Genomic DNA, 26876 nt, shown 5'->3' with positions numbered 1-26876 from the left:
GTGTTTCAGTCTGGGGTCCTCACACCATGAGTACACCGACACGGTTACGCCTGTTTTGCCTGCCCTATTCCGGCGCCAGCGCCATGGTGTATTCGCGCTGGCGCCGCTCGTTGCCAGACTGGTTGCAGGTGTGCCCGCTGGAGTTGCCAGGGCGCGGCATGCGCATGGACGAGCCGTTGCAGCGCGATATCAAGGCCCTGGCGGCGCAGTTGGCCGGCGAAATCAGCCATGACTTGAATGGCCCGTACGCCTTGTTCGGCCACAGCCTTGGCGGCCTGCTGGCCTTCGAGTTGGTGCACGCGTTGCGTGATCGCGGCGTGCCTGAACCCTTGGCGTTATTCGCCTCCGGCACTGCCGGCCCGGCGAACCGTGATGTCAGCGAATACGCCATCGAAAAGACCGATGAGCAACTGATTGCTCGACTGCGCGAATTGCAGGGCACCGCCGAAGAAGCCCTGGCCAACCCCGAGTTGATGCAGCTGATGCTGCCGATCCTGCGCGCCGATTTCCTGCTGTGCGGCAGTTTCAATTACGGCGAACGCGCGCCGCTGAACATGCCGATCCATGTGTTCGGCGGCAAGCAAGACAGCGTGCGCGCCGACCAGTTACTCGACTGGCAGGCCGACGCCGCCAGCGGCTTTTCCCTCGACATGTTCGACGGCCACCACTTCTTCCTCATGCAGCACGAAAGCACCGTACTGCGCTGCCTGCGCCGCTATGCCGACGAACACCTGACCCGCTGGCGCAATGGCGCGGGGCGGCAAGCGATCGCTGGCTGAACGCTTCCCCCAAATTTCCGAATTTCCCGTAAGCCGATTTCAGGCAGGAACCCCATGATGGACGCCTTCGAACTTCCCCGCACCCTGGTCCAGTCCCTTCAGCGCCGCGCTTCGCAAACCCCGGACCAGGTGGCCCTGCGCTTTCTGGCCGAGTCCGTCGAGCACAACGTTGTGCTCAGTTACCGTGACCTCGACGCGCGCGCGCGCACCATCGCCGCCGCCTTGCAGGCGAATGCAGCGCCTGGCGACCGTGCGGTGCTGTTGTTCCCCAGTGGCCCGGATTACGTCGCGGCGTTCTTCGGTTGCCTGTACGCCGGGGTGATCGCCGTGCCGGCCTACCCGCCGGAGTCCACTCGCCGCCACCATCAGGAACGCTTGCTGTCGATCCTCAAGGACGCGGAGCCGCGCCTGTTGCTGACCATCGCCAGCCTCGGCGAGGGACTCTCACAGATCGAAAACGCGCCGCCGGTGTTGAGCGTCGACACCCTCAACCCCGAGATCGCGAACAACTGGATCGCGCCCGCGTTGAACCCCGACGACATCGCCTTCCTGCAATACACCTCCGGTTCCACCGCATTGCCCAAGGGCGTGCAAGTCAGCCACGGCAACCTGGTTGCCAACGAAGTGTTGATCCGTCGCGGGTTTGGCATCGACCTCAACCCCAACGACGTGATCGTCAGCTGGCTGCCGCTGTACCACGACATGGGCCTGATCGGCGGCCTGCTGCAACCGATTTTCAGCGGCGTGCCCTGCGTACTGATGTCGCCTGCCTACTTCCTCGGCCGGCCATTGCGCTGGCTGGAAGCGATCAGCGAATACGGCGGCACCATCAGTGGCGGCCCGGACTTCGCTTACCGCCTGTGCAGCGAGCGAGTCAGCGAGTCGGCCCTGGAACGCCTGGACCTGAGCCGGTGGCGCGTGGCCTATTCCGGCTCCGAACCGATCCGCCTGGATACCCTGGAGCGCTTCGCCGAGAAGTTCGCCGTTTGCGGTTTCACCTCGAATAATTTCTTCGCCTCCTACGGGCTGGCCGAGGCCACTTTGTTTGTTGCCGGCGGCACCCGTGGCCACGGCATTCCGGCGTTGCGCGTAGACGAAAACGCGTTGGCCGCCAACCGTGCCGAACCGGGGCAGGGCAGTGCGATCATGAGCTGCGGCACCGGCCAGCCTGAGCACGCGGTGTTGATTGCCGACCCGCTCACGCTCAACGAACTTGCCGACAACCGCGTCGGCGAACTCTGGGCCAGCGGCCCGAGCATTGCCCACGGCTACTGGCGCAACCCCGAAGCCACGGCCAAGACTTTCGTGCAGCACGCGGGCCGCACCTGGCTGCGCACCGGCGACCTTGGTTTCATCCGCGAAGGCGAGGTGTACATCACCGGTCGCCTGAAAGACCTGCTGATCGTGCGCGGCCACAATCTGTACCCCCAGGACATCGAGCAAACCATCGAGCGCGAAGTGGACGCCGTGCGCAAAGGCCGGGTTGCCGCGTTTGCGGTGAATCACCAGGGCCTGGAAGGCATCGGCATTGCCGCTGAAATCAGCCGCAGCGTGCAGAAACTTCTGCCGCCCGACGCGCTGATCAAAGCGATTCGCCAAGCGGTGGCCGAGGCGTATCAGGAAGCCCCAAGCGTGGTGATATTGCTTAACCCCGGCGCGTTGCCGAAAACTTCCAGTGGCAAGCTGCAACGTGCGGCCTGCGCGATTCGCCACGCCGACGGCAGCCTCGACAGCTACGCGCAGTTCCCTGACGTGCAAGCGCAAGCGGGCGACGCGGCGCTGGAATCCGAACTGCACACCCAGATCGCGGCGATCTGGTGCGAGCAGTTGCAGCTGGCGAAGGTCGCGGCCGATGACCATTTCTTTCTGCTCGGCGGCAACTCCATCACGGCCACCCAAGTGGTCGCTCGCCTGCGCGAAACCCTCGGCCTGGAACTCAACCTGCGCATGCTGTTTGAAGCGCCAAGCCTGTCGGCGTTTGCCGCACAAGTGGCGCGATTGCAGCAGGATGGCGGCGTGGCTCAAGGTGCGATTCATGGGTTGTCCCGTCAGCAGGAACTGCCGCAATCCCTGGCGCAAAACCGCCTGTGGATCACCTGGCAACTGGACCCGCAGAGCAGCGCCTACACCATTCCCGGTGCCCTGCGCCTGCGCGGTGAGCTGGACGAAGACGCCGTGCGCGCCAGCTTCCAACAGTTGATCCAGCGCCACGAAGCCCTGCACACACGCTTCTACGAGCGCGATGGCCAAGCGTTCCAGCGTGTGGACGCACACGCAGCATTCGACATGCACGTCATCGACCTCAGCGACCTGCCCGCCGTCGAGCGGGAAGCCCGCGCGCAACAGATCCGCGAGGACGAAGCGCATACCCGGTTCGACCTGGAGAAAGGCCCGCTGCTGCGAGTGACCCTTGTGCGCCTGGGCGATGAAGATCATCAGTTGCTGGTGACCCTGCACCACATCATCGCCGACGGTTGGTCGCTGAATATCCTCATTGACGAATTCTCGCGTCTTTACGCCGCTGCATCCCAGGGCCAGACGCTCGAGCTGCCGCCACTGGCGCTGCAGTACGCCGACTATGGCAGTTGGCAGCGCCAATGGCTGGCCGAGGGCGAAGGCGAGCGGCAATTGGCGTACTGGAAAGCGCAGCTGGGCGATGACCATCCGACCCTGAGCCTGGCTACCGATCACCCGCGCTCGGCGCAGCACCTCAACAGCGCCTCGCGGCACAGTGTGCGCTTGAGTGTCAGCCTCAGCGAAGCGATCCGCCAGACTGCGCAAACCCACCAATCCACCCCGTTCATGCTGTTGCTGGCTGCCTTTCAAAGCCTGCTCTATCGCTACAGCGGCCAGCGCGATATCCGTGTCGGCGTGCCGAGTGCCAACCGTCCGCGCCAGGAAACCCAAGGCCTGATCGGCTTCTTTATCAACACGCTGGTGCTGCGCGCCGAGCTGGACGGGCGCTTGCCATTCAATGAGCTGCTGGCCGCAACCCGCCAGGCGGCATTGGGGGCCCAGGCTCACCAGGACCTGCCGTTCGAACAATTGCTCGAAGCCTTCCCGCAAGCCCGCGAGCACGGTTTGTTCCAGGTCATGTTCAACCACCAGCAACGTGACTTAAGCGCCTTGCGCCGCCTGCCGGGGATGCTCGCCGATGAACTGCCGTGGCACAGCCGCGAAGCCAAGTTCGACCTGCAACTGCACACTGAAGAAGACCGTAACGGGCGGCTGAGCCTGTCGTTCGACTATGCCGACGAACTGTTCGAGGCCGCGACTATCCAGCGCCTGGCGGAGCACTTCATCAACCTGCTGCACGCCGTCACCGAGCAACCGCAACAGGCCATCGGCGACCTCACGCTGATGCAGCACGATGAGCAGCGCCAATGGAGCGAAGCGCCGTGCACGCCAGCTCAACAATGGCTGCCGGAACTGCTCAACCGGCACACGTCGGATGAAACCGCGCTGGTCTGGCAGGGCGGCAGCCTGACCTTCGCCCAACTGCACACCAGGGCCAACCGTCTGGCCCATTACCTGCGCGACAAGGGTGTCGGCCCGGACGTGTGCGTAGCCATCGCCGCCGAACGTTCGCCGCAACTGCTGATCGGCCTGCTGGCAATCATCAAGGCCGGTGGCGCCTACGTGCCACTGGACCCGGATTACCCCGCCGAGCGCCTGGCCTACATGCTGGAGGACAGCGGCGTGCACCTGCTGCTGACCCAGACCGCGTTGCTGGCGCACTTGCTGACGCCAGAAGGCGTGTGCGTGATCGCCATGGACAGCCTGCACCTGGACAGCTGGCCGACCCAGGCGCCGGGCCTGCACCTGGATGGCGACAACCTCGCCTACGTGATTTACACCTCCGGCTCCACCGGCCAGCCCAAAGGCGTGGGCAACACCCACGCGGCGCTGGCCGAGCGCTTGCAGTGGATGCAGGCCACGTATCAGCTCAATGAAACCGATGTGTTGATGCAAAAGGCGCCGATCAGTTTTGACGTGTCGGTGTGGGAATGTTTCTGGCCGCTGATCACCGGGTGTCGCCTGGTGCTCGCCGGCCCCGGCGAACACCGCGACCCGCACCGTATCGCACAGCTTGTGCAGCAGCATGGCGTCACCACGCTGCACTTTGTGCCGCCGCTGTTGCAGGTGTTTATCGACGAACCGCTGGCAGCCGAGTGCACCAGCCTGCGCCGCCTGTTCTCTGGCGGCGAAGCCTTGCCCGCCGAGTTGCGCAACCGCGTGTTGGCGCAGTTGCCGGCGGTGCAGTTGCACAACCGTTATGGCCCGACCGAAACCGCGATCAACGTGACCCACTGGCAGTGCAGCGCAGAAGACGGCGAACGCTCGCCGATAGGCCGCCCGCTGGGCAATGTGATTTGTCGCGTGCTCGACGAGCAGCTCAACCCCGTACCGGTGGGCGTGCCGGGTGAACTGTGCATTGGCGGCATCGGCCTGGCTCGCGGCTACCTCGGTCGGGCAGGGCTGACGGCTGAGCGTTTTGTCGCTGACCATCAGGGTGCGCGCCTGTATCGCACCGGTGACCGTGCGCGCTGGAGCGCCGACGGTGTGCTCGACTACCTCGGCCGTCTCGACCAGCAAGTGAAGCTGCGCGGTTTCCGTGTGGAGCCGGGAGAAATCGAAGCCCGAATGCTCGCCCTGGCCGGTATCGCCCAGGCCGTGGTGCAGGTGCGTGACGGTCAACTGATCGGCTACTACACCGCCCCTGCCGAGCTGGACGAACACGCGGTCAACACCGCGCTGGCCGCCGAACTGCCGGAGTACATGGTGCCCGCGCTGTTGATGCGCCTGGACGCCATGCCGCTGAGCCCCAGCGGCAAACTCGACCGCCGCGCCTTGCCGGAACCTGTGTGGCAAGCCCGCGAACACGTTGAGCCGCAATCTCCGTTGCAGCAGCAAATCGCCGCGATCTGGCGCGAAGTCCTCGGGCTGCCACGCGTCGGCCTGCGCGACGACTTCTTCGCCCTCGGCGGCCACTCGTTGCTGGCCACGCAAATCATCTCCCGTACCCGCCAGGCCTGCGATGTCGAGCTGCCGTTGCGCACCTTGTTCGAATCCAGCGAGTTGGGGGCTTTTGCCGAGCAAGTCGGGTTGATTCAGGCGTCGGGCCAGCGCAACCAGCAGACCGCCATCGCCAGGGTCGATCGCAACCAGCCAGTGCCGTTGTCCTACTCCCAGCAGCGCATGTGGTTCCTCTGGCAGATGGAACCGGACAGCCCGGCCTACAACGTCGGCGGCATGGCACGCCTGCGTGGCGTGCTGGATGTCGGGCGGTTCGAGGCGGCGTTACAGGCGTTGATCATGCGCCACGAAACCCTGCGCACCACCTTCCCGAGTGTCGACGGTGTGGCGTATCAGAAGGTCTCGCCACAGGCCGGCTTGCGCATGAGTTGGCAGGACTTCACCGCGCTGAACGACACCGAGCGCCAGCAGCGCGTGCAGCACCTGGCCGACGTAGAGGCCCACACACCGTTCAACCTGGAAACCGGGCCACTGTTGCGCGCCTGCCTGGTCAAGGCGGGCGAGCAGGAACACTACCTGGTACTAACCCTGCACCACATCGTCACCGAAGGCTGGGCCATGGACATTTTTGCCCGTGAACTCAGCGCGCTGTACGAAGCCTTCATCGACGAGCGTGACTCGCCGCTGGCGCCATTGCCGGTGCAGTACCTCGACTACAGCGTGTGGCAACGCCAGTGGCTGGAAAGCGGAGAGCGAGAACGCCAGCTGGATTACTGGACCGCGCAACTGGGCCACGAGCATCCCTTGCTGGAACTGCCCGGCGACCGCCCACGGCCAGCGGTGCAAAGCCATCGGGGCGAGCTGTACCGTTTCGACCTGAGCGATGACCTGGCTGCTCGCGTGCGTGCCTTCAACGCCGAACGCGGCCTCACGCTGTTCATGACCATGACCGCCACCTTGGCGGTGCTGCTTTACCGCTACAGCGGCCAGACCGACCTGCGCATCGGCGCCCCGGTGGCCAACCGTATTCGCCCGGAAAGCGAAGGGCTGATCGGTGCCTTCCTCAACACCCAAGTGCTGCGTTGCCAGCTCACTGGGCAGATGAACGTCAGCGAGCTGTTTGAGCAGGTGCGCCACACCGTGATCGAAGGCCAGTCCCATCAGGACCTGCCGTTCGATCATCTGGTGGAAGCCCTGCAACCGCCGCGCAGCGCGGCGTACAACCCGCTGTTCCAGGTGATGTGCAACGTGCAGCGCTGGGAGTTTCAGCAGAGCCGCCAACTGGCTGGCATGACGGTGGAGTACCTGGCCAACGATGCCCGCGCGACCAAGTTCGACCTCAACCTGGAAGTCACCGATCTGGACCATCGCCTGGGTTGCTGCCTGACCTACAGCACTGATCTGTTCGACGAGCCACGCATTGCACGTATGGCCGAACATTGGCGCAACCTGCTGGAAGCGTTGATTGCCGATCCGCAGCAGCGCCTGAGTGAATTGCCCTTGCTGACGGTCGCCGAGCAGCGCGCCTTGCACGGTAGCCTCGGCGTTGAGGCGGGTGAGCATCGTCTCGACCAGTGCATTCATCAGCTGTTCAGCCAGCAGGCGCTCAAGCGTGCCGATGCCCCGGCCCTGACCTTCGCAGGCGAAACGCTCACCTACGCCGAACTCGACGCCCGCGCCAATCGCTTGGCCTGGATGCTGCGCGAACGCGGCGTCGGCCCGCAGGTGCGTGTCGGCCTGGCGCTGCCGCGTTCGCTGGAAATGGTCATCGGCCTGTTGGCGATTCTTAAAGCTGGCGGCGCGTATGTGCCACTGGACCCGGAATACCCGCTGGACCGTCTGCATTACATGATCGAAGACAGCGGTATTGGCCTGCTGCTCAGTGATGGGGCAATGTTCGAAGCCCTCGGCGAATTGCCCGCGAGCGTCGCCTGCTGGTGCCTCGAAGATGACTCACCGGTGCTGGCGAATTACCCGGTCAGTGAGCTGCCGTTTATCAGTCTGCCGCAACATCAGGCGTACTTGATCTACACCTCCGGCTCCACCGGCAAGCCGAAGGGCGTGGTGGTGTCCCACGGTGAAATCGCCATGCATTGCCAGGCGGTGATCGAGCGTTTCGGCATGCGCGCGGATGACTGCGAGCTGCATTTTTATTCGATCAATTTTGACGCCGCCACCGAGCGGTTGCTGGTGCCGCTGCTCAGCGGTGCGCACGTGGTGCTGCGCGCTCAGGGGCAGTGGGATGCGGAAGAAATCTGCGGGCTGATCCGCGAGCATCGCATCAATATCCTCGGTTTCACGCCGAGCTATGGCAGCCAGTTGGCGCAATGGCTGGCGACTCAACACCAGACGCTGCCGGTGCGCATGTGTATCACCGGCGGCGAGGCGTTGACCGGCGAACATTTGCAGCGCATCCGTGCAGCGTTCCAGCCGCAGGTGTTCTTCAACGCCTACGGCCCGACCGAAACCGTAGTGATGCCGCTGGCCAGCCTTGCGCCCGAGCAATTGGAGGAGGGCGCCGGCAGTGTGCCGATCGGCAGCATTATCGGTGACCGCGTGGCCTACATTCTCGACGCCGACCTGGCCTTGGTGCCGCAAGGCGCGACCGGCGAGTTGTACGTGGGCGGGGCCGGTCTGGCCCAGGGTTACCACGAGCGTCCGGGGATGACGGCGGAGCGTTTTGTGGCTGATCCGTTCACCACGAACGGCGGCCGTGTGTACCGCACCGGCGACCTGGTGCGCCAGCGCGCCGATGGGTTGGTGGAGTACCTGGGGCGGATTGATCATCAGGTGAAAATCCGTGGTTTCCGTATTGAACTGGGCGAGATCGAAACGCGCCTGCTGGAACACGCGGCCGTGCGCGAGGCGGTGGTGCTGGCGCTGGATTCGCCGAGCGGCAAACAGCTGGTGGCGTACCTGGTCAGCGACGCAGAGCCTGCAACCTTGCGCGAAGCGTTGAAACTGCACCTCAAGGCGCAGTTGCCGGACTACATGGTGCCCACGCACCTGATCGTGCTCGACAGCATGCCGCTGACCGCCAACGGCAAGCTCGACCGCCGCGCCTTGCCGCAGCCTGACCCCGAGGCCAATCGCCAACACTACGTCGCGCCACGCAGCGAGCTTGAACAAACGCTGGCCGCGATCTGGTGTGCGGTGCTCAACGTGCAGCGCGTTGGCCTGGACGATAATTTCTTTGAGCTGGGCGGCGATTCAATCCTGTCGATCCAGGTGGTCAGCCGCGCGCGGCAGGCCGGAATTCACTTCAGCCCCCGCGACCTGTTCCAGCACCAGACCGTGCACACTCTGGCCGCAGTCGCCACCCGCTCCGAGCAGGTCACCGCCGAGCAAGGTGTGCTCACGGGCAGTTCGGGCCTTACGCCCATCCAGAAATGGTTCTTCGACACCGAGATTCCAAACCGTCAGCACTGGAACCAGGCGCTGCTGCTCAAGCCGCTGCAACTGCTTGATCCGCAGCGCCTGGAACAGGCACTGCTGGCCGTGCTGGAACACCACGACGCCTTGCGCCTGAGCTTTACCCCGCGTGATGCGCAATGGCACGCCGAGCACTTGGCGGTGCCCGCAGGCGGCGTGCTGAAGCAGGCGCAAGTGCGCGATATGCAGCACTGCGCGGCGCTGTTCACCGACACCCAACGCAGCCTCGACCTCGAACACGGCCCGCTGCTGCGCGCCCTGTTGGTAGACGGGCCTGAGGGCCAGCAACGGCTGCTGATTGCGATCCATCACCTGGTGGTGGACGGCGTGTCGTGGCGCGTACTGCTGGAAGACCTGCAAAACGTCTACCGCCAACTCAGCGACGGCCAGTCCATCAGCCTGCCCGCCAAGACCAGCGCCCTGCGCGATTGGGCCGCGCGCTTGCAGGCGTATGCCGGCAGCGAGTCACTGCGCGAAGAGTTGAGCGTCTGGCAGGCTCAATTGGCAGGCCCGGCGGTGGCGTTACCGGTGGACCGCCCACAAGGCTCACTGCGCAACCGCGACGCCGATACGCTCAGCGTGCGTCTGGACGCCGAGCACACCCGTCAATTGCTGCAACAAGCGCCAAGCGCCTACCGCACCCACGTCAACGACCTGTTGCTGACGGCCCTGGCTCGCGTGGTGTGCCGCTGGAGCGGCCACGACTCGGCGCTGATCCAGCTGGAAGGCCACGGCCGCGAAACCCTGTTTGATGAGATCGACCTGACCCGCAGCGTTGGCTGGTTCACCAGCGCCTACCCGTTGCGCCTGACGCCGCTGGCAGAGCAGGGCGCCTCGATCAAGGCGATCAAGGAACAACTGCGCGGCGTGCCGCACAAGGGCCTGGGTTATGGCGTGCTGCGTTATCTGGCCGACGACCTGATCCAGCACACCATGGCCGCGTTGCCGAGCGCTGAAATTACCTTCAATTACCTCGGTCAGTTCGACCAGAGCTTCGGCGCCGATGCGCTGTTTCATCCGCTGGATGAATCGGCGGGCCAGGCCCATGACCCTGATGCGCCGCTGCCTAACGCGCTGAGCGTCGACAGCCAGGTGTACGGCGGCGAGCTGGTATTGCGCTGGACCTTCAGCCGTGAACGCCATGATCAACAGACCATCCGCGAACTGGCAGATGCTTATCTGGCCGAGCTGCGAAGCCTGATCGCGCATTGCCTCAAGGATGACGCGGGCGGCCTCACGCCGTCCGACTTCCCGCTGGCACGCCTGACCCAACTTCAACTGGACGCCTTGCCGGTTCCGGCCAGCGCCATCGAAGACGTTTACCCGCTGACCCCGATGCAGGAAGGCTTGTTGCTGCACACCCTGTTGGAACCGGGCACCGGCCTCTACTACATGCAGGACCGCTACCGCATCAACAGCGCCCTGGACCCGGAACGTTTCGCCACGGCCTGGCAGGCAGTCATCGCCCGCCACGAAGCGTTGCGTGCCTCGTTCTGCTGGAACGTCGGCGAAGACATGCTGCAAGTGATCCACAAACCGGGCAGCACGCCGATCGACTACCTCGACTGGAGTGCCGAGCCGCAAGCCGAGCATGAACCGCGCCTGCAAGCCTTGCTCAAGGCTGAGCGCGAAGCCGGGTTCGATCTGCTGAATCAGGCGCCGTTCCACCTGCGCCTGATCCGCGTCGGCGAAGCACGCTACTGGTTCATGATGAGCAACCACCACATCCTCATCGACGCGTGGTGCCGTTCGCTGCTGATGAACGACTTCTTCGACATCTACACGGCCCTGGGCGAGGGCCGCGACGCGCAACTGGCCACGCCACCGCGTTACCGCGATTACATCGCCTGGCTGCAACGCCAGAACCTCGCCGAAGCCCGCCAGTGGTGGCAGCAGAACCTGCAAGGGTTCGAACGCACCACGCCGATTCCGAGCGACCGGCCATTCCTGCGCGAACACGCAGGCCACAGCGGCGGCATGGTGGTGGGCGACTGCTACACCCGCCTTGACGCCCGCGATGGCGCGCAGCTGCGCGAGTTGGCCCAGGCCCATCAACTGACCGTCAACACCTTTGCTCAGGCTGCATGGGCGTTGGTGCTGCGCCGCCTGAGTGGTGATCGGGATGTGCTGTTCGGCGTCACCGTGGCCGGGCGCCCGGTGGACATGCCAGAGATGCAACGCACCGTCGGCCTGTTTATCAACAGCATCGCGCTGCGGGTAAAACTGCCTGAAGACGACCGGCGTTGCAGCGTGCGCCAGTGGCTGAGCGGCCTGCTCGACAGCAACATGCAACTGCGCGAGTACGACTACCTGCCACTGGTGACCATCCAGGAGCACAGTGAACTGCCCAAGGGCCAGCCGCTGTTCGACAGCCTGTTTGTGTTTGAAAACGCCCCGGTGGAAGTCTCGGTGCTGGACCGCGCGCAAAGCCTGAATGCCACGTCGGATTCTGGCCGTACCCACACCAACTTCCCGTTGACCGCCGTGTGCTACCCCGGCGACGACCTCGGTTTGCACCTGTCTTACGACAAGCGTTACTTCGACGAAACCACCGTGCAAGGCATGCTCGGTGAGTTCAAACGCCTGCTGCTGGCGCTGGTGCAGGGCTTCCATGGCGACATGGCTGACCTGCCGCTGATTGGCGAGCAGGAACGCCAGTTTTTGGTAGAGGGCTGCAACCAGAGCGAGCGCGACTACCCACTGGAGCGCAGTTATGTCGAGCTGTTCGAAGCGCAGGTGGCCAAGCATCCGCAGCGTATTGCCGCCAGTTGCCTGGATCAGCAATGGAGTTATGCCGAGCTTAACCGGCGCAGTAATCGCCTCGGTAACGCGCTGATCAAGGCGGGCGTCGGCCTGGATCAGCCCGTTGCCTTGTTGGCCGAGCGCAACCTTGACCTGTTGGGCATGATCATCGGCAGCTTCAAGGCCGGTGCCGGTTACTTGCCGCTGGACCCTGGCCTGCCCAGCCAACGCCTGAGCCGAATTATCGACCTGAGCCGCACGCCATTGCTGGTGTGTACGCAAGCCTGCCGCGAACAGGCGCTGGAATTGCTCGAAGAATTCGCCTGTTCTGCGCGGCCGAAATTATTGGTGTGGGACGCGCTGGCGCAGGCGGATGACAACCCAGGCATCTACAGCGGCCCGGACAACCTCGCCTATGTGATCTACACCTCGGGCTCAACCGGCTTGCCCAAAGGTGTGATGGTTGAGCAGCGCGGCATGCTCAATAACCAGTTGAGCAAGGTGCCGTACCTGGACTTGAGTGCGGCGGATGTAATCGCGCAAACCGCATCGCAAAGTTTTGATATTTCCGTGTGGCAGTTCCTCGCCGCGCCGCTGTTCGGCGCGCGGGTGGATATTGTGCCGAACACTCTCGCCCATGATCCTCAGGGCTTGCTGGCGCATGTACAGGCTCAGGGTATTACTGTGCTGGAAAGCGTGCCGTCGCTGATTCAGGGCATGCTCGCTCAAGAGCGCATAGGCCTGGACGGCTTGCGCTGGATGCTGCCGACCGGTGAGGCGATGCCGCCGGAACTGGCGCACCAATGGCTGCTGCGTTACCCGGACATTGGCCTGGTGAACGCCTATGGCCCGGCTGAATGTTCGGATGACGTGGCGTTCTTCCGTGTGGATGTGGCCTCGACCCGTGGCACTTACCTGCCGATTGGTACTCCGACCGACAACAACCGTTTGTACCTGTTGGACGGCGCGCTGGAGCTGGTGCCGCAGGGCGCTGTCGGTGAATTGTGCGTGGCCGGGACAGGGGTTGGGCGGGGTTATGTCAGCGATCCGCTGCGCACCGCGCCCGTGTTTGTGCCCAACCCGTTTGGCGCACCGGGCGAGCGCCTGTACCGCACGGGTGATCTTGCGCGCCGGCGCAGCGATGGCGTGCTGGAATACGTGGGGCGTATCGACCACCAGGTGAAGATTCGCGGTTACCGTATCGAACTGGGTGAAATCGAGGCGCGCCTGCATGAGCAACCGCAAGTGCGCGATGCGGCGGTTGGCGTTCAGGAAGGAGCCAACGGCAAGCATTTGGTTGGCTATTTGGTGGCGGCCGAAGCAGCGCTCAACCCGAGCGAGCGCCTGGACCATATCAAGCAGCGCCTGCGTGCTGAGCTGCCGGAATACATGGTGCCGCTGCACTGGTTATGGCTTGACCGGCTGCCGTTGAACGCCAACGGCAAACTCGACCGCAAGGCGCTGCCTGCGTTGGAAATCGGCCAATTGCACAGCCAGGATTATCTGGCGCCGCGCAATGAGCTGGAGGCCACCCTGGCCGCGATCTGGGCCGAAGTGCTGAAAGTCGAAAGGGTGGGGGTGCAGGACAACTTCTTCGAACTGGGCGGGCACTCGTTGCTGGCCACGCAGATTGCGTCCCGTGTGCAGAAAACCCTGCAACGTGACGTGCCGCTGCGGGCGATGTTCGAGTGCAGCACAGTGGCGCAGTTGGCCGAGTACATCGAGGGGCTGGCGGCGAATGAGATCAGCGCCGAGAAGGTGGATCGGTTGAGTGATTTGATGGCGGAGTTGGAGGGGCTTTAATCCTCGCCAGCTGGAAGGGTCTCATCGCAGGCAAGCCAGCTCCCACATTTGAATGGATTCACAGTTCAAAATGTGGGAGCTGGCTTGCCTGCGATGGCGTCAGCCCAAGCGCTGCTTATTTTGGCCCAAGGATTTTTACCAGCTTATCCGGCGACGGCGCGCCTTGCTGTTGCTGCAACCCACCTTTGTCGTCCAGGTAGAAAATCGCTGGCGTCGCCGACAATTCCAGCGCTTCCATCAACTTCATATTCGCATCGAGCTTGGCCTCGATATCGGCCGGGATTTTGTCCAGTGCCTGCAGTTTGCTGCCTTTGCCGGCGGCTTCGTGTTCTTCCAGTGCCTTTTGCGGGTCTTGGGCGGCGAACAGCGCGGCGGATTTGCCTGGGCTGTCTTCGCGGATGATGCCAACCATGATGTGGCGTAACTGCACCTTGCCGGCTTTTACCCACGGCCGCGCCTGTTCCCAGAACATGTTGCAGTACGGGCAGTTGGGGTCACTGAACAGGTAGACGATGCGCGGTGCATTTTTATCGCCGTCCTGAATCCAGTTGCTGTGTTCCATTTTGCCCCAGACCTCCTTGGCCATCGGCGCGTACACCAGTTTTTCCAGCGGCGCGCTGCTCAGGTCATTGCCCTGGGCATCGTACAGGTTGCCAGCGAGCACGCTTTTGCCGTCGGCGGTCAGGTACAGGGCCATGCCGCGGTTCTGGTATTGCGCGGCATAACCGGTGAGACCGCTGGGGGCGTCGAATTTACCGAGGATCCTGGCGCCTTTGGCCTCGATCTGTTTGATCGGTGCAGGCCAGTCTTCGGCCTGGGCCAGCGTGGCCGCCAGCGTGAGTGGCAGCAGGGTCAGCAGTTGGCGGAGGCTTGGCATGTGGGTTTCCTTGCAGGGGCAGTATCAAAGGGTTCCATGGCGCGGGCCAGGCTGGCTTGGGACAGTTCACCGAGGTGACTGTTGATCAGGCGCCCATCGGCTTGATAGAACAGCGTGGTCGGCAGGGCCATGGAGCCAACGGCCTGGCCGAGGCGGCCGCTGGCGTCAAACAGCACGTTGTCGAGGGTCAGGCCCTGGGTCGCGAGAAAGGTACTGACGCTTTGCATGCTTTCGGCCTGGTTGACGAACAGGAAGGTTACGTCCGGGCGCTGATGTTGCGCGCGCTCCAGCACCGGCATTTCGCGGCGGCACGGTGGGCACCAGGTGGCCCAGAGGTTGATCACCAGCGGGCCGCCTTTGTAATCGGCCAGTTGCACCACGTCGCCATTGGCGTTGCGCAGGGTGATGTCCGGCAGTTGCGAGCCTTTGTCGTAGAGGCTCAGGGACACGCTGGTCAAGCCCCAGAACACCAGGCCGGTGAGTACCCCGGCGCCCAGCGGCGTGCGCAGGGCCGGGCGGCGCCAGCCGTACAGCAGGGCGCCGAGTATCAGCGCGATCACGCCGGGCCAGGCCAGAAAACCGCCGTCGCGCAGGTCAACCATTTGCAGCGGGTCGTGGCGGTAATCGCTCCAGTACATCAATACAAAGCTGACCCGCGCCACCAGCATGCCCAGCAGGAACAGGCTGAACAGCACCGATTCCGGGTTCTCACCGCCACGCTTGGCCACGCGCCAGCCCACCACGGTGGCGAGAATCAGCGCGCCGATCAGCAGGATGTGGTTCAGGGCGATGGCAAAGGTGCCGATGGTCAGGGTCATCATCAGCGCGCATCCCGGGTTTGGGTCCAGCGTTGCAGGAAGGCAGCGGCATCCACTTCGCCGGTAATGCGCTGCGCGCGGCGTTCTTCACCGTCCGGGCCGATCCACACAAAGCTCGGCGGCCCCGGCACTTTGTAACGGCCGAGCAGCTCACGGCTGGCGGCGTTGTCGGCGGTGACGTCCAGGCGCAGCAGGCGCACGTCTTTGAGGGCGGCCATCACATCGGGTTTGCCGAACACCTGTTTTTCCATGATTTTGCACGACACACACCAGTCGGCGTAGTAGTCCACCAGCACCCATTGGCCCTGGGCCTTGGCGCTGTCGAGCTGGCTTTGCAGCACGGCGGGGTCGTTGATGGTCATGAACGCCTCGTGGGCGCTCGGCGCAGCGGCGGTGTTCGAGCCGCTGTAGACCTTCAACGGTTGCCACAGCTCATCGCTGCCACCGGCCGCGCCCACCACCAGCACCGCGCCCCACAGGCCCAGCAACAGCGAGCCGGCGCCGAGTACCTTGGCGGCCAGGCCGTATTCGCGAGCCAGCGTCCAGCCGCAGTAGGCCATCACCAGCGCCAGTGCGCCCCACAGGCCGAGCCACAGGCTTGCATCCACCACCGGGCGAATCATCAGCACAGCGGTGCCGAGGAACAGGAAGCCGAAGATGCCCTTGAGCACGTTCATCCAGGTGCCAGGTTTGGGCAGGAAGCGATTGCCCACGGTCACCAGCAGCAACAGCGGAATACCGATGCCGATGCCCATGGCGAACAGGATCAGGCCGCCGTGCAGCGCATTGCCGCTTTGTGCGATGTAGAGCAGCGCACCGGCCAGTGGCGCGGTCATGCACGGGCCGACCAGCAGGCCGGACAGCGCGCCGAGAACCCCGGCGCCCACAAGGCTGCCGCCGCTTTGCTGACGGCTGACGTTGTCCAGGCGGTCGCGCAGGAAGGCAGGCAATTGCAGTTCAAAGAAGCCGAACATCGGCAGGGCGAGGATCACGAACAGCGCCGCGAAACTGCCCAGAATCCACGGGGTTTGCAACAGGGCAGCAAGGTTGCCGCCCAGCAATGCGGCCAACACGCCGAGCGCCGCATACACCAGCGCCATGCACACCACATAACTACTGGCCAAGGCAAAACCGCGACGCGGGCTGGCGCCACTGCCTACCACTAGACCTGCAAGGATTGGCAACATCGGCAACGAACATGGGGCAAATGCGAGCAACAGACCCAAGCCAAAGAACACCAACAGGCTCCAGCCCAGGCTGCGCTGCTGCAGGCCGCTCGCCAGGCTTTGATCCGGGGCTTGCGCGGTGGCCGCAACGGCCGGGTTGCCGCCCAGGTCCACGGTGATCGACTGCGGCGGGTAGCACAGGCCTGCATCCGCACAGCCCTGCCAGCCCAGCTTGACCTGGCCGGTGGCGCCGGCCGGAATCTTCACTTCCAGGCCCTGGCGGTACACTTGCTGCTCGCCAAAGAACTCATCGCTATGGGCTTCGCCCTGCGGCAGCACAGGCTTTTCGGCGAGGCCGTCGAACTTCATGCGTTGCTGGTAGAGGTAATATCCATCGGCGATCTGCCAATACAGCTGGGTTTCACCGCTTTCAAGACGTTCGGAAGTAAACGTGAACGCTTTGCCCACCGGCAGGAAATCGGGTTTGGTCTCAAAGGGGTTCCCCGGCGCAGCCTGGGCAAACCCTGCGAACAACACCAGCAGAAAGGTAAACAGATGCCGCATGGTCAAGCCTTAGTTCGATGCAAGTGAGGCACACAATGTGTGGCGTTGATTAACCGATGATTAACCGCGGCTATTCTAGAGGGTGTGTGCAGGTTTTAGCGGCATAATCTGCGCTTAATCCGTGGCACCTTTAATTCCCCCATCTTTCATGAAGGGTTAACCATGCACGTACTGGTCTGTGAAGACGACGAACTGATCGCCAGCGGCATCGTGGCCGGCCTCAGCGCCCAGGGCTTTACCGTCGAGCGCGTGGCCACGGCCGGCGCCGCACGGGCGATGCTCAAGGCGGCGACGTTCGACATCATGGTGCTCGACCTCGGGTTGCCCGACGAAGACGGCCTCAAGCTGCTGCAACAACAGCGCAGCCAGGGCCTGGAAATTCCGGTGCTGATTTTGACTGCGCGCGACTCGGTGACCAACCGTGTCGACGGCCTGCAAGCCGGTGCCGACGACTACCTGCTCAAACCCTTCGACCTGCGTGAACTCGCCGCGCGCCTGCAAACCCTGTTGCGGCGGGTGGCGGGGCGCAGCGTCAACCTGATCGAACACGGCCGCCTGGCCTACGACCCGAGCAGCCGCGAGACTTTCCTGGGCGGCCAGCCGGTGGACCTGTCCCGCCGCGAACAGGCGCTGCTGCAAGCCCTGCTGCACAACAAGGGCCGTGTGCTGTCCAGCGAACAGCTCAAGGACAGCGTCTACGGCTTCAATGATGAACTGGAAAGCAATGCGCTGAACGTGCATATCCACCACCTGCGGCGCAAATTGGGCAACGGCATTGTCGAGACTGTGCGCGGCCTGGGCTATCGCCTGGGCACCGCCGATGCTGGCGTGGCTGACAAGGGCGAGAGCGTTTCGTGATGAGCCTGCGCCTGCGCCTGACGTTCAAGCTGGGCGCCGCTTTTGTGCTGATCTGGGCTCTGGCGGCGGCCTGGATGCTCAACGATTTGCGCAACCAGATGATGTTTTCCCTCGACCAGCGTCTGGTGGCGTCGGCGCGCATGGTGGCCGGGCTGACCGAGCAGATGCCTGGCCTTGCCAGCATGAGCAGCACCACGCAGTTGCGCACCGAGCAGTTGAATGTGCCGGGAGGCATGGCCTGCCAGGTCAGCTCTCTGCGCGGGGAAATTCTCGCGCGTAGCCACACCACGCCGGAGGAAGGTCTGGAGTCGCGCAGAAGCGGCTTTCGCGACCAGATGATCGACGGCGTGGGCTGGCGCAGTTTCACCCTGTCCCGTGGCGACCTGCTGATCACCACCGCTGACCGACAGGTTGAGCGTGAGGCGCTTAACCTGTCGATCCTGTTGGCGGCTTCGGTGCCGGTGGGCGTGGCCTTGCTCGGTTGCCTGTGCCTGCTGTGGCTCGGCATCGGCCAGAGCCTGGTGCCGCTCAATCGCATGCGTGACGCGTTGATGCGCCGCAGTGCCGATTCCCTTGAGCCGCTGCAGATTCACCCGCTGCCGAGCGAGCTGAAACCGCTGCTCGACACCCAAAACCAACTGTTGCAGCGCATTGCCAAGACCATCGAGCGTGAGCGCCGCCTGACCGGCGACGCCGCTCACGAACTGCGCAGCCCGTTGACGGCGATCAAGACCCACCTGCAAGTGGCGCGCATGACCGACGGCGCGGCCCGCGACCAATCCCTGGCGCACGCCGAGGAAGGCGCCGACCGCCTGCACCGCACCCTGGAGCAATTGCTGTTGCTGGCGCGCGTGGAGGGCAACCTGTCGTTCGATGACGGCATGCACTCCAGCGCCGAGCAAGTGGCGCGGCTGGCGATTCAGGATGCCAACGCGGGCGACAACACGCGCATCGATCTGATCCTGCCGGCCAACGTGTCCGCCACTCCGGTGGAAATGCCAGTGGGCCTGGCCGTCGCGGCCCTGCGCAACTTGCTGGATAACGCCTTGCGCCACACCCCGGCGCACACGCGCGTGGAACTGAGCGTGTTCACCGGCGCCGACAACGTGGTGTTCCGCGTGCGCGACCATGGCAAGCAGATCTCCAGCGAGGACATGCAACACCTCACCCAGCGGTTCTGGCGCAATGGCAGCAGCGAAGGGTGCGGGCTCGGGCTGGCGATTGTTCAGGCGATCGTCCAGCGTTGCTCCTGTTCGTTGAAGTTCGACAGCCAGCCGGACGGCTTGCGGGTTGACCTGGGTATGCCGTTGCGACGCTGATTGGGTTTTTTCAGCCACCCAATATTTGGGAGCTGGCCTCACACTGACCCCGCTGTGTGGTGAAGGCACAGACCTTTAGTCACTTATGGCTGGGCTGGCTTCCTGGTGTTTGCCAACAGTGACCCGCTGCAACAGCGGAGCCGATATCAGCCATCACCCAAACAACAGACAGGGACTCAATCAAAAAACCGCCGCCCCCCTAAATCCCCAAGCCGCTGGTGCGTTTCAAGAACATGAAACCCGTACCCACGCCGCCTATTGAGGGATCGAAAGATGTCAGTCGCGACCACCCGTATCGAAGCCCCCCAGGTCAGCCCTGACCCCGTGGAAACGCTCTACCATTTCGAAGAAACCCCGCTGCTGGCCCGCCAACGCCAACAGGAATCCAACGCGCGCAGCTACCCCCGACGCATCCCTCTGGCACTCAAGCGCGCCAAGGGGATCTACGTGGAAGACGTTGAAGGCCGCCGCTTCATCGACTGCCTGGCCGGCGCCGGTACCCTGGCGCTGGGCCACAATCACCCGGTTGTGATCGACGCGATCCAGCAGGTACTCAGCGATGAACTGCCGCTGCACACCCTCGATTTGACCACCCCGGTCAAAGACAAATTCGTACAAGACCTGTTCGGCCTGCTGCCGCAAGCGCTGGCGCAAGAAGCGAAGATCCAGTTTTGCGGCCCCACCGGCACCGATGCCGTGGAAGCCGCTTTAAAACTGGTGCGCACCGCGACGGGCCGCAGCACGGTGCTCTCGTTTCAGGGCGGTTACCACGGCATGAGCCAGGGCGCGTTGAGCCTGATGGGCAGCCTGGGGCCGAAAAAACCCTTGGGCGCGCTGCTCGGCAATGGCGTGCAGTTTTTGCCATTCCCTTACGACTACCGCTGCCCGTTTGGCCTGGGCGGCGCTGAGGGTGTGCGGGTCAACCTGCATTACCTGGAAAACCTGCTCAACGACCCGGAAGCCGGCGTGCTGCTGCCTGCCGCAGTCATTGTCGAAGTGGTGCAGGGCGAGGGCGGCGTCATTCCGGCCGACCTCGACTGGCTGCGTGGCCTTAGGCGTATCACTGAACAGGCCGGTGTGGCGTTGATCGTCGATGAGATTCAGAGCGGTTTCGGCCGTACCGGCAAGATGTTCGCCTTCGAGCACGCCGGCATCATCCCGGACGTGGTGGTGCTGTCCAAGGCCATCGGCGGCAGCCTGCCCCTGGCGGTGGTGGTGTATCGCGACTGGCTCGACACCTGGCTGCCGGGCGCCCATGCCGGAACGTTCCGCGGCAATCAGATGGCTATGGCGGCGGGGTCGGCGGTGATGCGCTACCTCAAGGAAAACGACGTGGCAGGCCACGCGGCGGCCATGGGTGAACGCTTGAGCGAGCACTTGCGCATCCTTCAGCGAGACTTCCCGCAGTTGGGGGATATTCGTGGGCGCGGGCTGATGCTCGGCGTTGAGCTGGTCGACCCGCGCGGCGCGCTTGATATTCAGGGGCACCCACCAGTGCATCGCCAGCTGGCACCCCTGGTGCAGCGCGAATGCCTCAAGCGTGGGTTGATCCTGGAGCTGGGCGGTCGGCATGGCAGCGTAGTGCGCTTCCTGCCGCCGCTGGTAATCACTGGCGCCGAAGTGGACCAGGTTGCCGAGATTTTCGGTCGTGCGTTGGCGGCGGCGGTGGCCAGCCTGTAATTTTTTGCGAGCGTTATACGTTTCTACAGATATCAGCGCTGCGCGTGGTGCGCGGCGAGTCTTTAAGCGATGGAGAACAGCAATGACCTCAGTATTTGACCGCGACGACATCCTGTTTCAGGTAGTGGTCAACAGCGAAGAACAGTATTCGATCTGGCCGGATTACAAGGCCGTGCCGGAAGGCTGGCGTACCGTGGGCAAGAGCGGCATGAAGAAAGAATGCCTGGCCTACATCGAGGAAGTCTGGACGGATATGCGCCCGCTGAGCCTGCGCCAGAAAATGGACGGTGCAGCAGTCGCCGGCTGATTCATGTGGCAGCGGGCTTGTTGTGGCGAGGGAGCTTGCTCCCGTTGGGGTGCGCAGCGCCCCCAAAAAAAGCGGGAGCAAGCGCCCTCGCCACACAGAGCCTGCTCCCACAGAACAGCGTTATAGCGGCTGATTGGTGTACAGGTAATCCGTCGCCAACGACGCCAACGTCCTCACCCCCACCACCAACGCTGACTCATCCACAAAGAAGCCCGGATTATGATTCGGCGCGGCTTTGCTCATGTCCTGGTCCCGCGGCGTCACGCCCAGAAACACAAACAGCCCCGGCGCCTCTTTGGCATAAAACGAGAAGTCTTCGGCACCGCCCACCAGTGGCCCTTGCACCACGTCATCCTTGGCCGCCCAGCGCAGGCTTGGCAGCATTTTCTCGGTCAGGGCCGGGTTGTTGATGGTCGGGTCGTATTTTTCGATGATCGTGACCTCAGCCTTCGCGCCACCGCTTTCGGCGATTTTTTCCACGGTCTGGCGCACGTCCGCGTGCAGCTTCTGGCGAATGCCGTAGTCGTAGGAGCGAATGGTGCCGGTCATGTCCACCGACTCGGGGATGATGTTGTAGCGGGTGCCACCGTTGATGGTGCCGATGCTCACCACCGAGGGGAATGACGAAATATCGGTGCGGCGGCTGACCACGGTTTGCAGGCCGACAATGGTCTGCGCGCCCACGGTGATTGGGTCGATGCCGTCCCAGGGGCGACCGGCGTGCGTCTGTTTGCCGAGGATCTTGATGCGCAAGTCATCGGAGCTGGCCAGGGTTGGGCCGGGGCGATAAGCGATTTGCCCGGCCGGCACGCCGGCCCACACATGCAGGCCGAATACCGCGTCCGGCTTGGGCGCTTTCATCACGCCTTCCTGCACCATCATTTTCGCGCCCCAGGTGTTTTTGCCGTCGGGGATAAAGTCGCTGGGGCCTTCTTCGGCTGGCTGGAAATAAAACACCACGGTGCCGGGCAGACGGTCGCGCATGCCGGTCAGAATTTTCGCCGTACTCAGCAGGATGGCGGTGTGGGCGTCGTGGCCACAGGCGTGCATCACGTCGACCTCTTTACCCAGGTAGGTGCCCTTGGCTCTGGAGGCGAAGGGCAGGTCGGCGACTTCCTTGACCGGCAGCGCGTCCATGTCGGCGCGCAGGGCCACAGTCGGGCCGGGCAGGCCACCTTTTAACACGGCGACTACGCCGGTGCGGGCCACGCCGGTTTTCACTTCCAGGCCCAGCTCGCGCAATTGTTTGGCGACCAGCTCGGCGGTGCGGGTTTCGGTGTTGCCCAATTCGGGATGGGCGTGAATATCGCGACGGGTTTCCAGCAGTGCCGGCTCGAGGATTTTTGCCTGGGCGGCGATTTCCTCTCGGGCACTGTCCTGGCCGCTGCTGGCGGCAATCACGGCACTGCTGGCGACGCCGCACAGCATGCCGAACACCCACGGGTGGGTCAGACCGGTCAAACGCATAACTACCTCTCCATGATTATTGTTGTAAATCTTTCTCCTGCACGGTGCCGGCGGTGACCACCTGCACACTCAGGCGTGGCGTGGCCAGGTCCAGCCCGGCCTCGTCCAGATGGCGCTTGAGCGACAGGTTGAATGCCCGCGACACTTCCCACTGCTTGATCGGCGCCGTCTTGAAACGTGCGCGCAAAATCGCGCTGCCGGACTCAAAGCTTTCCACACCCTGGATCTCCAGCGGCGACCAGATGTTACGGCGCTGCAACGGGTCGTTGCGAATCTTCTGGCCGACGTCGCGCATCAGTTTGATCGCGTCGTCGATTTCCATGTTGTAGGGAATCGCCACCCGGAAGATCGCGTAGCCGAACTCCCGCGAGTAGTTCTTGATGCTCTTGATTTCACTGAACGGGATGGTGTGCACGATGCCGTCGATGTCGCGCAGGCGCACGGTGCGGATGGTCAGGCCCTCGACGGTGCCGAGGTGGCCGCCGACGTCCACGTAGTCATCAATAGCCAGGGAGTCTTCGATGATGATGAACAGGCCGGTGATCAAATCCGCCACCAGCGACTGCGCACCAAAACCGATGGCCAGGCCGATCACGCCGGCACCGGCCAGCAGTGGCGTGACGTTCATGCCCATGTTCGCCAGAGCGACGATGGCGGCGATGATAAAGATGGTCACGAACAGCACGTTGCGGATCAGCGGCATCATGGTTTGCGCGCGCGCATTTGCCAGGCCTTTGCGCGACCGGGTGAGGGCGTGATGGATCGCCGTGTCGCTGAGGATCCAGATCAGCCAGGCAAACAGCAGCGTGCCGCCGAGGCCGAACAGCTTGACGCTGATTTCATGACCGTCGCCTTCGGTAAAGCGAATCAGCGACAGGCCCCACACGCGAAGGCCCAACTCGATAAACACCAGCCAGACCAGCAAATGAGCGAGGGTGTAGACGAAGCTTTTCAGGCGATCCGAGTACAGCGCATGGCGCTTGTGCCCGCGTTGCGGTTTGAGCGCGTGTCGGCGAACCAGCCCATTAATCACCATGCACAGCACCAGCAATACCGTGCACAGCAGGGACTGGCGCAAGGCGGTGCTGGTGTCGCCGGCCGACAGGAACGTGGCGAACAACGAGATGCACACCAGCAGCAGCGCCGGCAAATACCAGAAGGTGCCAATAATCGACAGGGTATCGGTGAGGGCGCGGCGCGTCAGGCGGCGCGACAACGGCTGGTTGCGGATCAGGTGCGCGATGGGGCGGCGAAAACGCAGGATAAACACGCCGGTGGACAGCGCCGCCATCACATTGGCCACGGTGGCGGCGGTGTGGGCCAGGTGCTGGCCGAGGGCCTGTACCAGTCGCGGGTCACTCAAGGCCTCGCCAAAGGCGGCAAAACTGCCGATCCACCACAGCGGGCGAAAGGCCTGATGCCGCAGGATATACAGCGCGCGGTGACGGTGCGGGCCATCGAGCAAGGAAAAGGCAATCACGCAAATGGCCGAGAAGCAGGTGCCGACCACCAGCGCGTAGGCCAGCACCATCGCCAGGGATTTACCGAGTGAGAAGGGCAGCGCGTAACTCAGGTAGATCGTGATGACCAGGGCGATCAGCCAGGGCCCCAGTTTGCGCAGGGCGAAGCGCACCATGTCCCAGGTGCGCGGGTGTTGCGGCAATTCTTCCGGCAGGCCGAAGCGTTCACGTACGCGATGGCTGAGCCAGATCAGCGCGGCGGCCAGCAGGCTCCACACGGCGAGGATCACGGCGAAACCGAAAATGATCGGCAGCCATTCTCTGGCCGGCAGCATCAGTGCACTGAGTTCATCCTTGGCTTGGTCGAACTCATTCGACCAGCGCCCCAGCGGGCTGTCGGCGCCGGAAAACTGCGCTTCCAGGCCAGCCAGCGTGCCGCCGATCAACCCGAGTACGCCTTGCTCGGCGGCCGGTTGGGCTTTTTGCGTGGCTTCGCGCAGTTTTTTCAAGTCGCTCAGCAACTGGGTACGTTGCTGGTCGTTTTCCAGGGTTTTGATCACCTCGTCCAGCGACTGGCCCAGCGGCACCTCGGCCTGGGGTTGGGTCTTGGTGGTGTTGCCCAGCAGGCCGGGCAAGCCCACGGCGTGGGCAGACGTGAGCGGCAGCAACGTGAGCAGGGCAATCAGGAGGTAACAGGGCAGGGCAAACAGACGGGAAAGCACGAGGCGGTCAACCTTGAAAACGACGAATTGACCGAGTGTACGAGGCCGCTATGCCAGATGCGAGTGCATTTGTCAGTCCGCGAGTTTGGCGAGGATCTTGTAAACCACCGTACCCAGGATCAGCAGCATGCCGATCCACATGCCAAATACACCGACAGGCTTGTCGCGAAAGTTGAAGCCGACAGCCAGCAGGATCATGCCGATCAGAATGGGGATGAGCATGGCGTGGAACGAGGACATGGAAATCATGGGACGACGGCCTTGTCGGAGTGGGAATTCTGACAAGTTTAGGTCGGATTACAGAAAGTGCAGGTGATGTAGGTCAGGTGTACACATAACCAAATGTGGGAGCGAGCAAGTCGAATCGTCGCACCGCCGCTCCCACATTTTTAGATCAGGGCAGATCGCGACTCGCGTAGAACGCACCCAACACCTTCACCAAATGCGCCAGGTCATGGCTGCCGCACAGTTCACGGATAGAGTGCATCGCGAACGTCGGCAGGCCGATGTCCACGGTGCGCACGCCCAGGTGGCTGGCGGTGATTGGGCCGATGGTTGAGCCGCAACCCATGTCGCTGCGCACCACAAAGCTCTGCACCGGCACTTCCTGGGCCATGCACAGGTGACGGAAGAACCCGGCGGTTTCGCTGTTGGTGGCGTAACGCTGGTTGCTGTTGACCTTGATCACCGGGCCCGCGTTGAGTTTCGGGCCGTGATTGGCGTCGTGTTTCTCGGCGTAGTTGGGGTGCACGCCGTGGGCGTTATCCGCCGACACCAATAGCGATTTCTGAATGGTGCGTACGAATTCATCACCTTCAGGCAGCAGGCGGCGCAGGGTCTGTTCCAGCATCGGGCCATCAGCGCCGCAGGCGGAGCAAGAGCCGACTTCTTCGTGGTCGTTGCACACCAGCACGCAGGTTTCGTCGGTTTCGCTGGTGAGCAGGGCTTGCAGGCCGGCGTAGCAGGACAACAGGTTGTCGAGGCGAGCGCCGGCGATAAAGTCGCCGTTAAGACCAATTACCGCAGCGCTTTGTGTGTCGTAGAAACTCAGCTCGTAGTCGAGCACCACGTCGGCGTTGAGCCCGTGCTCCCGTGCAAGCTGCTCGGTGAGCACGGCGCGGAAGTCGACGCGTTCGTCACCGGCAAATTGTGCGAGGATCGGCGGCAGCTCGGTTTGCGCATTGATCGCCCAGCCCTGGTTGGCTTCACGGTTCAGGTGAATGGCCAGGTTGGGGATGATGGCGATGGGCAGCTTGAAGTCGATCAGTTGGCTTTCGACCTTGCCGTCGCGGCGGAAGGTGACGCGGCCGGCGAGGGACAGGTCGCGGTCGAACCACGGTGCGAGCAAGGCGCCGCCGTAGACTTCCACGCCCAACTGCCAGAAGCCTTGGCGCTGCAGTTCCGGCTGGGGCTTGACCCGCAGGCAGGGGCTGTCGGTGTGGGCGCCGACCAGGCGAATACCGCCGAGCAGCGGCGAGTGACGGCCGAGCTTGAAGGCGATGATCGAGGAGTCGTTGCGGGTCACGTAGTAGCGACCGTTGGCCTCGGTGGCCCAGGTTTCGCGCTCGTCGAGACGCTGATAACCGGCCGCTTCCAGGCGCTGGGCGAGGGCGGCAGTGGCATGAAAAGGAGTAGGGGAGGCCTTGAGAAAGTCGATCAGGCCTTGATTCAACGCTTCGCGCATAAATAGCTCCAGACAGCAGTGCGCGGAGTTTACCGTATTGGCTCGCGGTTTTGCGTGTAGCTCACTTCTTCCATTCAACACACGACCACTGTGGGAGCTGGTCTGTCGGTGTACATATCCATTGCTGCGGTAACGGCTGATATGGGTTCCGCTCTTACAGCGGGTCACTTTTGGCAAACGCCCGGAAGCCGGCCCAGCCAAAAGTAACCAAAAGGTCTTCG

The 26876-nt window shown here is 63.4% G+C and carries 13 protein-coding genes; 6 read left to right on the top strand and 7 right to left on the bottom strand.

The window, feature by feature from the left end:
* Positions 1 to 26: 26 nt before the first annotated feature.
* Both ACP7A2_RS20785 and ACP7A2_RS20780 read left to right on the top strand, forming a co-directional pair.
* A complete protein-coding gene (locus tag ACP7A2_RS20785; RefSeq protein WP_426135737.1) occupies positions 27 to 779 on the top strand; it encodes a thioesterase II family protein in 753 nt (250 codons plus the stop codon).
* Between the two features lie 54 nt (positions 780 to 833).
* Complete coding sequence (locus ACP7A2_RS20780) at positions 834 to 13733, top strand: non-ribosomal peptide synthetase (protein ID WP_426135736.1); 12900 nt, start codon at positions 834 to 836, stop codon at positions 13731 to 13733.
* A 115-nt stretch (positions 13734 to 13848) separates the two neighbouring features.
* Here the strand turns inward: ACP7A2_RS20780 and dsbG are convergent, their stop codons facing one another.
* From dsbG to dsbD, 3 genes are read right to left on the bottom strand one after another with little or no spacing between them, the layout of a single operon-like run.
* Positions 13849 to 14610, bottom strand: coding sequence for a thiol:disulfide interchange protein DsbG (gene dsbG, locus ACP7A2_RS20775; RefSeq protein WP_426135735.1), 762 nt, complete (start codon positions 14608 to 14610; stop codon positions 13849 to 13851).
* Positions 14586 to 15431, bottom strand: a complete 846-nt coding sequence (locus ACP7A2_RS20770) for a prolipoprotein diacylglyceryl transferase family protein (RefSeq protein WP_426135734.1) — start codon at positions 15429 to 15431, stop codon at positions 14586 to 14588. Before ACP7A2_RS20770 ends, dsbG begins: the two co-directional genes overlap by 25 nt.
* The gene (gene dsbD / locus ACP7A2_RS20765; RefSeq protein WP_426135733.1) at positions 15431 to 17158 is read right to left on the bottom strand and encodes a protein-disulfide reductase DsbD; all 1728 of its coding nucleotides are present in this window, start codon (positions 17156 to 17158) and stop codon (positions 15431 to 15433) included. The genes ACP7A2_RS20770 and dsbD overlap by 1 nt, the downstream gene beginning before the upstream one ends.
* A gap of 162 nt (positions 17159 to 17320) precedes the next feature.
* On the opposite strand from dsbD, the gene ACP7A2_RS20760 reads away from it, so the two are divergent.
* The 4 genes from ACP7A2_RS20760 to ACP7A2_RS20745 all read left to right on the top strand — a co-directional run bounded on the left by ACP7A2_RS20760 (position 17321) and on the right by ACP7A2_RS20745 (position 21322).
* A complete protein-coding gene (locus ACP7A2_RS20760; RefSeq protein ID WP_426135732.1) occupies positions 17321 to 18016 on the top strand; it encodes a response regulator in 696 nt (231 codons plus the stop codon).
* A complete protein-coding gene (locus ACP7A2_RS20755; RefSeq protein ID WP_426135731.1) occupies positions 18016 to 19335 on the top strand; it encodes an ATP-binding protein in 1320 nt (439 codons plus the stop codon). Before ACP7A2_RS20760 ends, ACP7A2_RS20755 begins: the two co-directional genes overlap by 1 nt.
* A 273-nt stretch (positions 19336 to 19608) precedes the next feature.
* A complete protein-coding gene (locus ACP7A2_RS20750; protein WP_426135730.1) occupies positions 19609 to 21015 on the top strand; it encodes an aspartate aminotransferase family protein in 1407 nt (468 codons plus the stop codon).
* A gap of 82 nt (positions 21016 to 21097) precedes the next feature.
* Positions 21098 to 21322, top strand: coding sequence for an MbtH family protein (locus ACP7A2_RS20745; RefSeq protein WP_375070870.1), 225 nt, complete (start codon positions 21098 to 21100; stop codon positions 21320 to 21322).
* 120 nt (positions 21323 to 21442) lie between these two features.
* Here the strand turns inward: ACP7A2_RS20745 and ACP7A2_RS20740 are convergent, their stop codons facing one another.
* From ACP7A2_RS20740 to ACP7A2_RS20725, 4 genes are all read right to left on the bottom strand, one after another.
* Entirely contained in the window at positions 21443 to 22789 is a 1347-nt protein-coding gene (locus tag ACP7A2_RS20740) for an amidohydrolase (protein ID WP_426135729.1), read from the bottom strand.
* Positions 22790 to 22805: 16 nt separating this feature from the next.
* Positions 22806 to 24971 (bottom strand): mechanosensitive ion channel family protein, encoded by a 2166-nt coding sequence (locus ACP7A2_RS20735; protein ID WP_426135728.1) that lies wholly within the window; start codon positions 24969 to 24971, stop codon positions 22806 to 22808.
* 72 nt (positions 24972 to 25043) lie between these two features.
* Complete coding sequence (locus tag ACP7A2_RS20730; protein WP_348062609.1) at positions 25044 to 25220, bottom strand: hypothetical protein; 177 nt, start codon at positions 25218 to 25220, stop codon at positions 25044 to 25046.
* Between the two features lie 145 nt (positions 25221 to 25365).
* Positions 25366 to 26655, bottom strand: a complete 1290-nt coding sequence (locus ACP7A2_RS20725) for a M18 family aminopeptidase (protein WP_016970147.1) — start codon at positions 26653 to 26655, stop codon at positions 25366 to 25368.
* Between the last annotated feature and the right edge of the window lie 221 nt (positions 26656 to 26876).

The sequence above is a fragment of the Pseudomonas sp. PWP3-1b2 genome, from assembly GCF_049896045.1.
GTDB classification, from domain to species: Bacteria; Pseudomonadota; Gammaproteobacteria; order Pseudomonadales; family Pseudomonadaceae; genus Aquipseudomonas; species Aquipseudomonas antarctica_B.
The sequence above is the reverse complement of the archived record's forward strand: the minus strand, read 5'-3'. Positions and strand labels throughout refer to the sequence as shown.

What these genes read in the sequence shown, in the direction of transcription:
- ACP7A2_RS20785 (WP_426135737.1), top strand. Translation starts at nt 27, where the DNA reads ATGAGTACACCGACACGGTTACGCCTGTTTTGCCTGCCCTATTCCGGC.
- ACP7A2_RS20780 (WP_426135736.1), top strand. Translation starts at nt 834, where the DNA reads ATGATGGACGCCTTCGAACTTCCCCGCACCCTGGTCCAGTCCCTTCAG.
- dsbG (WP_426135735.1), bottom strand. Translation starts at nt 14,610, where the DNA reads ATGCCAAGCCTCCGCCAACTGCTGACCCTGCTGCCACTCACGCTGGCG.
- ACP7A2_RS20770 (WP_426135734.1), bottom strand. Translation starts at nt 15,431, where the DNA reads ATGATGACCCTGACCATCGGCACCTTTGCCATCGCCCTGAACCACATC.
- dsbD (WP_426135733.1), bottom strand. Translation starts at nt 17,158, where the DNA reads ATGCGGCATCTGTTTACCTTTCTGCTGGTGTTGTTCGCAGGGTTTGCC.
- ACP7A2_RS20760 (WP_426135732.1), top strand. Translation starts at nt 17,321, where the DNA reads ATGCACGTACTGGTCTGTGAAGACGACGAACTGATCGCCAGCGGCATC.
- ACP7A2_RS20755 (WP_426135731.1), top strand. Translation starts at nt 18,016, where the DNA reads ATGAGCCTGCGCCTGCGCCTGACGTTCAAGCTGGGCGCCGCTTTTGTG.
- ACP7A2_RS20750 (WP_426135730.1), top strand. Translation starts at nt 19,609, where the DNA reads ATGTCAGTCGCGACCACCCGTATCGAAGCCCCCCAGGTCAGCCCTGAC.
- ACP7A2_RS20745 (WP_375070870.1), top strand. Translation starts at nt 21,098, where the DNA reads ATGACCTCAGTATTTGACCGCGACGACATCCTGTTTCAGGTAGTGGTC.
- ACP7A2_RS20740 (WP_426135729.1), bottom strand. Translation starts at nt 22,789, where the DNA reads ATGCGTTTGACCGGTCTGACCCACCCGTGGGTGTTCGGCATGCTGTGC.
- ACP7A2_RS20730 (WP_348062609.1), bottom strand. Translation starts at nt 25,220, where the DNA reads ATGATTTCCATGTCCTCGTTCCACGCCATGCTCATCCCCATTCTGATC.
- ACP7A2_RS20725 (WP_016970147.1), bottom strand. Translation starts at nt 26,655, where the DNA reads ATGCGCGAAGCGTTGAATCAAGGCCTGATCGACTTTCTCAAGGCCTCC.